This window comes from Mycolicibacterium sp. HS_4_1 (assembly GCF_054515875.1).
In genome coordinates, this window is the sequence record NZ_CM137261.1 from 4,648,523 (window position 1) to 4,659,567 (window position 11,045).

The 11,045-nt window shown below is 64.9% G+C and carries 12 protein-coding genes; all 12 read left to right on the forward strand.

Features of this window, described 5'->3' with window-relative positions; genetic code table 11:
• The first annotated feature begins 17 nt into the window (after window positions 1–17).
• On the forward strand, window positions 18–353 hold the full coding sequence (locus tag ACX12F_RS22420) for a hydrogenase maturation nickel metallochaperone HypA (protein ID WP_459366527.1): 336 nt from the start codon (window positions 18–20) through the stop codon (window positions 351–353).
• A 35-nt stretch (window positions 354–388) separates the two neighbouring features.
• Window positions 389–1,177 carry a hydrogenase nickel incorporation protein HypB gene (hypB, locus tag ACX12F_RS22425; protein ID WP_459366528.1) on the forward strand — a complete coding sequence of 263 codons (789 nt, stop codon included), beginning with the start codon at window positions 389–391 and terminating at the stop codon, window positions 1,175–1,177.
• A gap of 271 nt (window positions 1,178–1,448) precedes the next feature.
• Complete coding sequence (locus ACX12F_RS22430; protein WP_459366529.1) at window positions 1,449–2,504, forward strand: NADH-quinone oxidoreductase subunit B family protein; 1,056 nt, start codon at window positions 1,449–1,451, stop codon at window positions 2,502–2,504.
• Between the two features lie 61 nt (window positions 2,505–2,565).
• A complete protein-coding gene (locus ACX12F_RS22435; protein ID WP_459366530.1) occupies window positions 2,566–4,362 on the forward strand; it encodes a nickel-dependent hydrogenase large subunit in 1,797 nt (598 codons plus the stop codon).
• Between the two features lie 3 nt (window positions 4,363–4,365).
• On the forward strand, window positions 4,366–5,286 hold the full coding sequence (locus tag ACX12F_RS22440; protein ID WP_459366531.1) for a NifU-related iron-sulfur-binding protein: 921 nt from the start codon (window positions 4,366–4,368) through the stop codon (window positions 5,284–5,286).
• Window positions 5,283–5,912 (forward strand): DUF5947 family protein, encoded by a 630-nt coding sequence (locus tag ACX12F_RS22445; protein ID WP_459366532.1) that lies wholly within the window; start codon window positions 5,283–5,285, stop codon window positions 5,910–5,912. Before ACX12F_RS22440 ends, ACX12F_RS22445 begins: the two co-directional genes overlap by 4 nt.
• A complete protein-coding gene (locus ACX12F_RS22450; RefSeq protein WP_459366533.1) occupies window positions 5,909–6,553 on the forward strand; it encodes a DUF6084 family protein in 645 nt (214 codons plus the stop codon). The genes ACX12F_RS22445 and ACX12F_RS22450 overlap by 4 nt, the downstream gene beginning before the upstream one ends.
• Window positions 6,550–7,890 (forward strand): hypothetical protein, encoded by a 1,341-nt coding sequence (locus tag ACX12F_RS22455; protein WP_459366534.1) that lies wholly within the window; start codon window positions 6,550–6,552, stop codon window positions 7,888–7,890. Before ACX12F_RS22450 ends, ACX12F_RS22455 begins: the two co-directional genes overlap by 4 nt.
• Window positions 7,881–8,000, forward strand: coding sequence for a DUF6893 family small protein (locus ACX12F_RS22460; RefSeq protein ID WP_459366535.1), 120 nt, complete (start codon window positions 7,881–7,883; stop codon window positions 7,998–8,000). Before ACX12F_RS22455 ends, ACX12F_RS22460 begins: the two co-directional genes overlap by 10 nt.
• Window positions 7,966–8,496, forward strand: coding sequence for a hydrogenase maturation protease (locus tag ACX12F_RS22465; RefSeq protein WP_459366536.1), 531 nt, complete (start codon window positions 7,966–7,968; stop codon window positions 8,494–8,496). Before ACX12F_RS22460 ends, ACX12F_RS22465 begins: the two co-directional genes overlap by 35 nt.
• Before the next feature lie 3 nt (window positions 8,497–8,499).
• On the forward strand, window positions 8,500–8,748 hold the full coding sequence (locus ACX12F_RS22470; RefSeq protein WP_459366537.1) for a HypC/HybG/HupF family hydrogenase formation chaperone: 249 nt from the start codon (window positions 8,500–8,502) through the stop codon (window positions 8,746–8,748).
• A complete protein-coding gene (gene hypF, locus ACX12F_RS22475; RefSeq protein WP_459366538.1) occupies window positions 8,745–11,033 on the forward strand; it encodes a carbamoyltransferase HypF in 2,289 nt (762 codons plus the stop codon). Before ACX12F_RS22470 ends, hypF begins: the two co-directional genes overlap by 4 nt.
• The last annotated feature ends 12 nt before the right edge of the window (window positions 11,034–11,045 follow it).

Here is an 11,045-nt window from a genome sequence, read left to right on the forward strand (position 1 = left end):
AGGCGGGGTGAGACCCAGTGCATGAACTGTCGCTCTGTGAAGCGATCGCCGGTGTGATCAGACCGTACGCAGTCGACAAGCACGTCGACGTGGTACGCGTACAAGTCGGCGCCCTTCGGCAGGTGGTACCCGATTCACTGTCGTTCTGCTGGGGCCTGATCCGCGAGTACGAATCCATGCCCGACGCCGAGCTCGAGCTGGAAATGGTTCCGGCAGAAGTCCTCTGTCACTCGTGCGGACAGCAGTCAGTGCTCACCTCACGGTGGTCGGTGTGCTGCCCGGCGTGCGACAGCGGCGACGTACTGGTGGTCAAAGGCAATGAGTTCCAGGTGACGTCCTTGGACGTGTCCTGAAACTCAGCGCGTGACGAGGACGAGAGGTAGCCACCATGGGCAGATTTCACCGACACGATGACGGCACGGTCCATTCCCATGAACACGGAGACCACCATCACGAGCATGGCGACCACAGCGGCTACGACACCGGCACCCAGCGGATCGACGTACTGGAATCGATTTTCGCCGAGAACGATGTGCGTGCGAACATCAACCGAGATACGTTCGAGACCAATGGGATTCGTGCGCTCAATTTGATGAGTTCACCCGGCTCCGGCAAGACGACGGTGCTGGCTGCCACGCTCGATGAACTGAAGAGCGACCTCACGCTCGGGGTGATCGAAGGCGACATCGCCACCGACCTGGACGCGGCCAAACTCGAGGGCCGCGGCGCGCAGGTGTCGCTGATCAACACCAACAACGGATTCGGCGGCGAATGCCATCTGGATGCGCCCATGGTCAATCGGGCCCTGCAAGGCTTGGATCTTGCAGGGCTTGATCTCGTCATCATCGAAAACGTCGGCAACCTGGTCTGCCCGGCCGAGTTCGACGTCGGCGAGCATGCCAAGGCGATGGTCTACTCGCTGACCGAAGGCGAAGACAAGCCGTTGAAGTATCCCGTGATGTTCCGCGCTGTGGACGTGGTGCTGCTCAACAAGATCGACCTGGCCCCGCACCTCGACGTCGACATAGACACCTACGTGTCACATGTTCGGCTCGTCAATCCCGACGCCACGATTCTGCCAGTCAGCGCGCGCACCGGCGAAGGAATGGCGGCATGGTTCGACTGGCTACGCAAATTTGCCAGCCATGCCCGCCAACGGCCGAGTAATTGTCAATGATCTTGAATTCCATCATCTTTGGGACCAGCGGATGCAGGTATCCAAGCAATGAATCAATTGATGACCAACCGTCTTTGCCAACGATCTCGCCACCCGGATATCGGTTCCCTGGCAGGTCATCTCGAGCCGTTGACAACCCATTCCACCTGGAGTAAACCGAGAAACAGCGCCGCGCATCGGGCCGATCGTCGACTCCTGCGGCGATGGGATTGAACAACCAGTCCCTAAGAGATCGACGTGGGACCCAGCCCGTCCCGGAAAGAACTGCGCTATGCCCACACCGGCAGCAGTCAAGGCAGAATCGGCATTGATCCACGTCCTCTGGATCAATGCCGGTCTGAGTTGTGATGGCGATTCCGTGGCGCTGACTGCCGCCACTCAGCCCAGCATCGAGGAGATCGCACTCGGTGCGCTCCCCGGTCTCCCCCAAATCGCCGTGCATTGGCCACTCATCGACTTCGAATGCGGCCCGACCGGGGGCGCAGACGATTTCCTCGAATGGTTCTTCAAGGCCGATCGGGGCGAACTCGACCCGTTCGTGCTGGTTGTCGAAGGATCGATCCCCAACGAGCAATTACACACCGAGGGCTACTGGTGCGGGTTCGGCAACAACCCCGCCACCGGGCAGCCGATGACCACCAGCGAGTGGCTGGATCGATTGGCCCCCAAGGCAACCGCGGTGGTGGCTGTCGGCACCTGCGCCGCCTACGGCGGCATCCACGCGATGGCCGGTAACCCGACCGGCGCGATGGGTGTGCCCGACTACCTCGGGTGGGACTGGAAGAGCAAGGCAGGCATCCCGATAGTCTGCGTGCCGGGCTGCCCGATACACCCGGACAACCTGGCAGAGACGCTGACCTACCTGCTCTACATGGCGACCGACCAGGCCCCGATGATCCCGCTGGACGACGCCCTGCGGCCCACCTGGCTCTTCGGTGCCACCGTGCACGAAGGCTGTGACCGGGCCGGCTATTACGAGCAGGGCGACTTCGCCCACGAGTACGGATCGCCCAAATGCATTGTCAAACTGGGTTGTTGGGGCCCGGTCGTCAAGTGCAACGTGCCGAAGCGGGGCTGGATCAACGGCATCGGCGGATGCCCGAATGTGGGTGGTATCTGTATCGGCTGCACCATGCCCGGATTCCCCGACAAGTTCATGCCTTTCATGGATGAACCGCCGGGCGGCAAGGTTTCCACCGCGGCGTCGGGTCTGTACGGAAGCGTCATCCGCAACCTGCGCCACATCACCGGGCGCACCGTCGACAAGGAACCGCATTGGCGTCATCGCGGCACAAAGCTTGAAACGGGAGCGACCCGCACCTGGTAGGTGCCCGGTTCCGACCGCCCGCCACCAGCAGGGCGAAAGGTATTGCTAGGGAGCGAAGTCCATGACCACGATCATTCCGGAACCATCACACGTCAAGCGCGAACCGGGCCAGCTCGTCGAGATGGCGTGGGACCCCATCACCCGGATCGTCGGCAGCCTCGGCATCTACACGAAGATCGACTTCGAGAACCGCGAAGTCGTGGAATGCCACAGCACGTCGTCGATCTTCCGCGGCTACTCGATCTTCATGAAAGGCAAAGATCCGCGGGACGCCCACTTCATCACCAGCCGCATCTGCGGCATCTGCGGGGATAACCACGCCACCTGTTCGTGCTACTGCCAGAACATGGCTTACGGCGTAAAGCCACCACATCTGGGGGAATGGCTCGTCAATCTGGGCGAGGCTGCGGAATACATGTTCGACCACAACATCTTCCAAGAGAACCTGGTCGGCGTCGACTACTGCGAGAAGATGGTCGCCGAGACCAACCCGAGTGTGCTCGCCAAAGCCGAGAACACGCTGGCACCCCACTCCGATGCCCACGGCTACCGGACCATCGCCGACATCATGCGCACGCTCAACCCGTTCACCGGCGAGTTTTATCGCGAGGCACTCCAGGTCAGCCGATGGACGAGAGAAATGTTCTGCCTCATGGAAGGTCGACACGTCCACCCGTCCACGCTCTACCCCGGGGGCATCGGCACAGTGGCCACCGTCCAGCTGATGACCGACTACATGACCCGGTTGATGCGCTACGTCGAGTTCATGAAGAAGGTCGTGCCCATGCACGACGACCTGTTCGATTTCTTCTACGAGGCCCTACCCGGCTACGAACAGGTCGGCCTGCGCCGTACCCTACTGGGCTGCTGGGGCTCGTTCCAGGATCCCGAAGTCTGCAACTTCGCCTACCGCGACATGGAACGCTGGGGCGATGCGATGTTCGTGACCCCGGGTGTCGTCGTGGACGGCAAGTTGGTCACGCATTCGCTGGTTGACATCAACCTGGGAATCCGAATCCTTTTGGGCAGTTCGTATTACGACGACTGGACCGACCAGGAAATGTTCGTGAAGAACGATCCGCTCGGCAACCCCGTCGATCGCCGGCACCCGTGGAATCAGCACACCAACCCGCATCCGCAGAAGCGGGACATGGAAGACAAGTACAGCTGGGTGATGTCGCCGCGCTGGTTCGACGGCAAGGACCACCTGGCCCTGGACACCGGTGGTGGGCCGCTGGCCCGGCTGTGGTCCACCGCGCTGGCTGGTCTGGTCGACATCGGCTACGTGAAGTCGACGGGACACAGTGTGCAGATCAACCTGCCCAAGACCATCCTCAAGGGACCCGTCGAACTGGAGTGGAAGATCCCGCAGCACGGCAGCAACACCATCGAACGCAACCGTGCCCGTACCTACTTCCAGGCCTACGCGGCGGCCTGTGCACTGCATTTCGCGGAGAAGGCGCTCGCCGAGATCCGGGCCGGCCGCACCAAGACGTGGGAAAAGTTCACGGTGCCCGACGAGGCCATCGGCTGCGGCTTCACCGAAGCCGTGCGCGGCGTGCTGAGCCACCACATGGTGATCCGGGACGGCAAGATCGCCAATTACCACCCGTATCCGCCGACACCGTGGAATGCCAATCCCCGGGACAGCTATGGCACACCAGGACCGTACGAGGATGCCGTGCAGGGCCAGCCGATCTTCGAGGAGAACGACCGGGAACATTTCAAAGGCATCGACATCATGCGTACGGTGCGCAGTTTCGACCCGTGTCTGCCGTGCGGGGTGCACATGTACCTGGGTGACGGAAAGACCCTGGAACGTTTGCACTCCCCGACGCAGTCCGTAACCGGGGACTAGCCGGTGGGCGCGCCCGACGACGCACATTGGCGCACGGCGGGAGACCGGATACAGACGCTGCTCGACGCCAGTTCGGCGGCCGGGCCGGTGGCGCGTGAGCGCGCCGAACTGTTGGTAGGCGAAGTCACCGATTTGTATGGTGCTGCGCTGCAACGGATCATCGAGCTGCTCGCCGCCTCACCCGAGTTCGTCGAGCAGTTCGCGGCCGACGATCTGATCGCCAGTCTGCTACTGGTGCACGGCCTGCATCCGCACGACACCAGACGGCGCGTCGAGGACGCACTGGACAGGGTCCGGCCGTATCTCGGTTCCCACGGCGGCGATGTGGCCGTGCTGAGCGTGACAGAAGGACCCGACGGCGCGGCCGCACGGTTGCAATTCTCAGGTAGCTGCAAGAGCTGCCCTTCATCTGCGGTGACGCTGGAACTCGCCGTCGAAGACGCCATCCGCGCGGCCGCCCCGGAGGTCAGCACCATCGAGGTGGTCGCGGCCCAACCCGAAACCGGGGTGATACCGCCGGATACGCTGCTGAGCCGGATTCACCGCAACGGCCACACCGTGTCCGCCTGGCATCCGGTGCCGGAGCTCGCTGACCTGAAACACGCTGAGGTCGGCGGGTTCCGGGTCGCAGGCAGCACGGTACTGGCGTGCCGGCTCGGCGAGAACTGGTTTGTCTACCGGGACCGGTGCGGGCGCTGTGGTGATTCCCTGGCGGGAGCCGCGCTGCACCCCCGCGTCGCATCGCCGGACCCGCTGCTGCGCTGCCCCCGCTGCCACGCCCATTTCGATGTCGTGCATGCGGGCATCTGCGTCGACGAAAACTCTTCAGCTGCCGAACATCTCGAGCCGTTACCGGTGCTGATGCGCGACGGCGTGCTGTCCATCGCCTTGGATGCGAAACCGACCACCGCGGGTGTGCCATGACGAGTGCATACGACGTCCTGGCGCGGATCCGTGCCAGCCGGTCGCTACCTCCGGCCGGCGGTGAGCGGTGCGAGATGTGCTCGGAGCAGATCGCCGCAGAGCACCAACACGTGGTGAACATCGAAGGCCGACAGTTGATGTGCGTCTGCCGGGGCTGCTATCTGCTGTTCACCGACGTCGATGCGGCGCTGCGCTACCGCGCGGTCCCCGACCGGTACCTCACTTTCCCCGAGTTCGCGCTCGGCCACCGCGAATGGGAACTGCTGCAGATACCCGTCGGCTTGGCGTTCTTCTTCAGCAACTCCGCCCTCGACCGCACCGTCGCCTTCTACCCGGGACCGGCAGGCGCCACGGAATCCGAACTGGACCTTGACATATGGGACGACATCCGGGCCGCCGATCCGCGCGTCGACCTCCTGGCCGCGGACACCGAGGCACTGATCGTGCGGGTGCCGGGCGATCCGCTGCCCATCGAATGCCATCTGGTGCCCGTCGATGCCTGCTACGAGTTCGTCGGCCGCCTGCGGATGCTGTGGCGTGGCTTCGACGGCGGGCAGCAGGTCCACGAATACGTCGAGGAATTCTTCACTGCGATCACCGAACGCAGCAAGGTCGTGACGCCGTGACCGAGGTGACCTTCGCCGTCGTCGACGTTGTCCCCGAGCCCTACGCGGTGGCCCCGGTGCTGACTGCGCGGGTAGGGATCGCCGCGGCCGGCGACGAGCCGGTGCACGCCATCGCCTTGCGTGCCCAGATCCGCATCGAGCCGCTGCGCCGCGGCTATGCCCAGGACGAGGCGGCCGCGCTGCTGGACCTGTTCGGTACCCGCGACCGCTGGGGCACCACGCAACACACCTTCCTGTGGCAGCACAGTGGCGTAATGGTGCCCGGATTCAGCGGCAGCACTCAGGTCGATCTCCCTCTGGAGTGCACCTACGACTTCGAAGTCACCGCGGCCAAGTTCTGCCATGCGCTGCGCGACGGCAACATCCCGCTGCAGTTCCTGTTCAGCGGCACTGTCTTCACCAAGGGGCAGCGTGGCTTCGCCGTCACGCCGGTGCCCTGGGATCAGGAAGACCACTACGACCTGCCGGTATCGGTATGGCGCGACCTCATCGCCATGCACTATCCGCACACCGGCTGGATCAGGTTGCATCACAACACCATCGACGCCTTGGTCGACTACAAGACCCGGCATGCGTTGCTCGGCCTCGACGACACGGTCGCGGCGTTGTTGGCCTGCCAGACTGCGGAGGACCTCCGATGACTGCTTCCTGGGAACGAGCCAGAGCCGTTGCCGACGCGGTGCTCTACGAGGGTTATCTGCTCTATCCCTACCGGTCGACCTCGGGAAAGAACCAGTCCCGCTGGCAATTCGGCGTGCTCGGTCCACAGCGGGCGGCCGAGCTCGGGCTCGGCGAGGATGACACTCTCTCGGCGCAACTTCTCGTCAGCCCCGGGCCTGACACGGCGCTGACCATCGTCGTGCGGTTCCTGCAGCTGCAACACCGCGCCGTCGAACGAGACACCGGTGACGGTTTCGCACCGGTCCACGACCTGACGGTGGCCGACCGCACCTGGCTCACGTGGGACGAAGCGGTGGCATGCGAGATGTCGTTCGGGCCGCTGCGCGAATCCGAACTCGAGACGCCGCAGACGCTGCCGATCATCATTGCCGGTGGGCGCGACGTCGAGCCCTTCGAAGGCGGCAGATTGGTCCGGAGCCGCGTGGAGTTGCGCGCCGAGCTGACGGTGCGGTCCGAACCCGATGACGGCCTGCTGCGCATCAGCCTGGCGCTGCGCAATACAGCTGCGGCACCGGCAGATAAGGATGACGCGATCGCACACTCACTGATCGGCACCCACCTGATCACCGAGGTCACCGGCGGCGAATTCGTCTCACTGCTGGAACCGCCCGCGTCGGCCGTCGACGCCGTCAGCCGCTGCCTGCGGCACCGCTGCTTCCCGGTACTGGCCGGTCCGCCCGGCGACACCACGCTGATGCTGGTGTCTCCGATCATCCTGTACGACCATCCGGAGATCGCCGAGCAGAGCGAGGGCGCTCTGTTCGACTCGACCGAGATCGACGAGATCCTGACGTTGCGCGTCATGACGATGACCGACGAGGAGAAGGCGCAGGCGCGCGCCACCGACCCGCGCGCGGCGGAGATCATCGATCGCTGCGACGCGATGTCACCGGAAGCACTGCTGAATCTGCATGGAGTGTTACGTAATCCGCATGCCGGCGGCGACGTCCGATCGCTGATACCCGAGGTGCCCGAAGGCATGGACTGGTGGGACCCGCTGGCGGACACCGCGGTCGCCCCGAACGTCGATGCCGTGCTGGTGAACGGGGTGCGAGTCAGTCGCGACAGCCGGGTGCGGCTGCATCCTTGTCGCCGCGCCGATGCACAGGACCTGTTCTACGCCGACAAGGTGGCCCGAGTCACCTGCGTACACGAGACGGTCGACGGAGACCAGCAGATCGGCGTGGTCCTCGAGGACGATCCGGCCGCTGAAATGCACGACTGGTACGGCCGCTATCTGTACTTCGCACCTGACGAGGTCGAACCGCTGAATGAAGGGATATCGCCATGGAAGTAGTGGGTTGGATCGCCGTGATCGTCGTCGCGGCAGTGGTGGTGGTCGCGGGGGTCGTCGGCGTCCGCTCCATCCCGGATGCGCGCCGATACCTGCGCATGCGACGGATGTGACGGAGGCACTGCCACGCAACAGATCCTGGTAGCCGGTATCGGCAACATCTTCCTCGGCGACGACGGCTTCGGCCCCGAGGTGCTCCGTCATATCGCCGCTGCCGCACAACCTGGTGTCCGCCTCACGGACTACGGCATCCGGGGCATGCACCTTGCCTACGATCTCCTCGCCGAGTGGGACGCGCTGGTGCTTGTCGACGCACTCCCCTGCCGGGGCGTGCCGGGGACAGTGCGCGTCTTCGAAGCCAGTCACCAATCACTCACGGAGGCGGTGGGCCTGGACGCGCACGCCATGGACCCCACAACGGTGTTCGCCAGCCTGAACGCGCTCGGCGGACAGGCCCCCTACACCGTCGTCGTAGGGTGCGAGGTTGCCGACGTCGACGACCGGATGGGTCTGTCCGATGTCGTTGCCGCCGCGGTCCCGGCGGCAGCCCGCGCCGTCGAAAACGTTGTCACCGAACTACTCAGCCGGACTCCGGCCCGGGAGGGCTGACCGATGTGTCTGGGTATCCCGGGGCAGGTCATCCAGATGCTGGACGGCTACGGCGACCAGCTCGCCTTGGTTGATGTCGCCGGTGAGCCACGCAAGGTCAATGTCGGTATGCTGCCAGACGAGACGTTCGATGCCGGCGACTGGGTGATCATCCACATGGGTTTCGTCCTCGAAAAGACTGACGCCGCAGGCGCCGCGGCGGCGCTGGACGGGCTCAAACTGATGGGCAACGACGACCGAGGCGCCTCATGACACGCCAACGGTTACGCATCTGCGCACACGGCGTCGTCCAGGGCGTCGGCTTCCGGCCATTCGTCTACACGACCGCGGCGGCACTCGGACTGAGCGGTTCGGTACGCAACGACAGCTCCGGGGCGATCATCGAGGTGGAAGGCGACACCAGCGCCATCGGGGATTTCCTGGATCGGCTGAAGAACCACCCACCGCCGCTGGCCATCATCGAATCTGTTCAGAAACAAGATATTCCGTTACGTGGCGGCACCGGATTCGCCATCACCGACACCTCGCACTCCGGCGGCGGCCGTACCCTCGCTTCTCCCGACGTCGCGATGTGCGACGACTGTGCAGCAGAGCAGCGCGACCCCGGCGATCGGCGCTATCGGCACCCGTTCGTCAACTGCACGAACTGCGGGCCTCGCTTTACCATCATCGCGACGCTTCCCTACGACCGCGCCACCACCACCATGGCCGATTTCCCGATGTGCCCGGACTGCGCGCGCGAATACGCCGACCCGGCCGACCGTCGCTTTCACGCGCAGCCCGTCTGCTGCCCGCAGTGCGGGCCGTCACTGAACTTCCGCGACCACGACGGCATCACCACCAGCGGCGAAGCGGGCCTCCGCTGTGCACGGAACCTGTTGCGCGACGGCGGCATTCTTGCGGTCAAGGGCATCGGCGGATATCACCTGGCCTGCGACGCCGCCAACGGCGCAGCGGTGGCAACGCTGCGGCGGCGCAAGCGTCGCGGAGACAAGCCATTCGCGGTGATGGTTCCCGACCTGGCGACGGCGCGTGGTATCGCCGATGTGAACGATGCTGCCGCACAGCTACTCTCGGGAATCCAACGCCCGATTGTGCTGCTACCCAAGCGGACAGACACCGCCCTCTCTGCTCTGGTCGCGCCGCACAATCCGGACATCGGCGTCATGGTCGCGTACACCCCGCTGCACGCGCTGCTGTTCGGACTGCCCGGCGACGGGCCGGGTCCTGAAGTACTGGTGATGACGTCGGGAAACCTCGGCGGCGAACCGATCTGCTTCACCGACGCCGATGCCGTGGACCGCCTCGCCGCGCTCGCCGACGGCTGGCTGCTGCACAATCGGGCGATCCTGGTGCCCTGTGACGACTCGGTGGTCCGGGTGATCGACCGGGACGAAATGCCGATCCGCCGGTCACGGGGCTACGCGCCGCTGCCCGTCGCGCTGCCAGTCCCCGTCGCGCCGACGTTGGCCGTCGGAGCCGATCTCAAAAACACATTCGGCGTGGCCGACGGGAAGTATGCCTGGCTGAGCCAGCACGTCGGCGATATGGACGACCTGGCCACCCTTTCGGCGTTCGATGCGGCGCAACAACATCTGCAGGAGCTGACGGGCGTGGTCCCCGAGAAACTGGTCGCCGACGCCCACCCCGGCTACCGCTCCACCGCGTGGGCACACCGTAATGCCGGCGGACGGCCGGTCCGCACGGTCCAGCACCATCACTCCCATATCGCCGCGGTGATGGCCGAGCATGGCCTGGACGGCAGCAGCCAGGTGCTCGGATTCGCCTTCGACGGAACGGGTTACGGCCCCGACGGTGCAATCTGGGGCGGCGAGGTGATGGTTGCCGACTACAAGGGCTACCAGCGAGTGGCGCAGTTGCGATATGCGCCGCTGACCGGAGGTGACGTCAGCGTCGAGCGACCGTATCGCATGGCGCTTTCGCACCTGTGGGCCGCAGGCTTGCCATGGAGTGACGATCTGCCGCCGGTACAGGGCTGCCCAGACGACGAGGGCGCAGTCCTGGCCCACCAGCTGCGGACGGGACTTGGCTGTGTGCCGACCTCCAGCATGGGCCGGCTCTTCGACGCCGTGGCCGCACTGGCCGGCGTGCGGCAAACCGTCGACTACGAAGCGCAAGCGGCCATTGAGCTGGAGGGCCTGTCCCGCGGTAGAGATTGCGGCGCAGTCACTTACGTCTTCGACATCATTGCGGGCGATCCCGTGCTCGTCGATCCGACGCCGGTGCTCAGGGCCGTCATCGACGATCAGCGTGCCGGCACTCCTGCCGGCGTGATCGGAGCGCGCTTTCACCAGGCGGTGGCCGGGGTCGTCGTGGAGCTCGCCGAGCTCGAGTCGGCAGTGACCGGCATCCGCATCGTCGCCTTGTCCGGGGGCGTGTTCCAGAACGCGCTGCTACTCGGGCTGGTGCTGGGTGGTCTGCACGCCAAGGGGTTCGAGGTGATCACCCACCGCCACGTCCCGCCCAACGACGGGGGCATCGCTTTGGGCCAACTACTGGTGGGCAATTCGAACTGAGAAGAGGAGCAC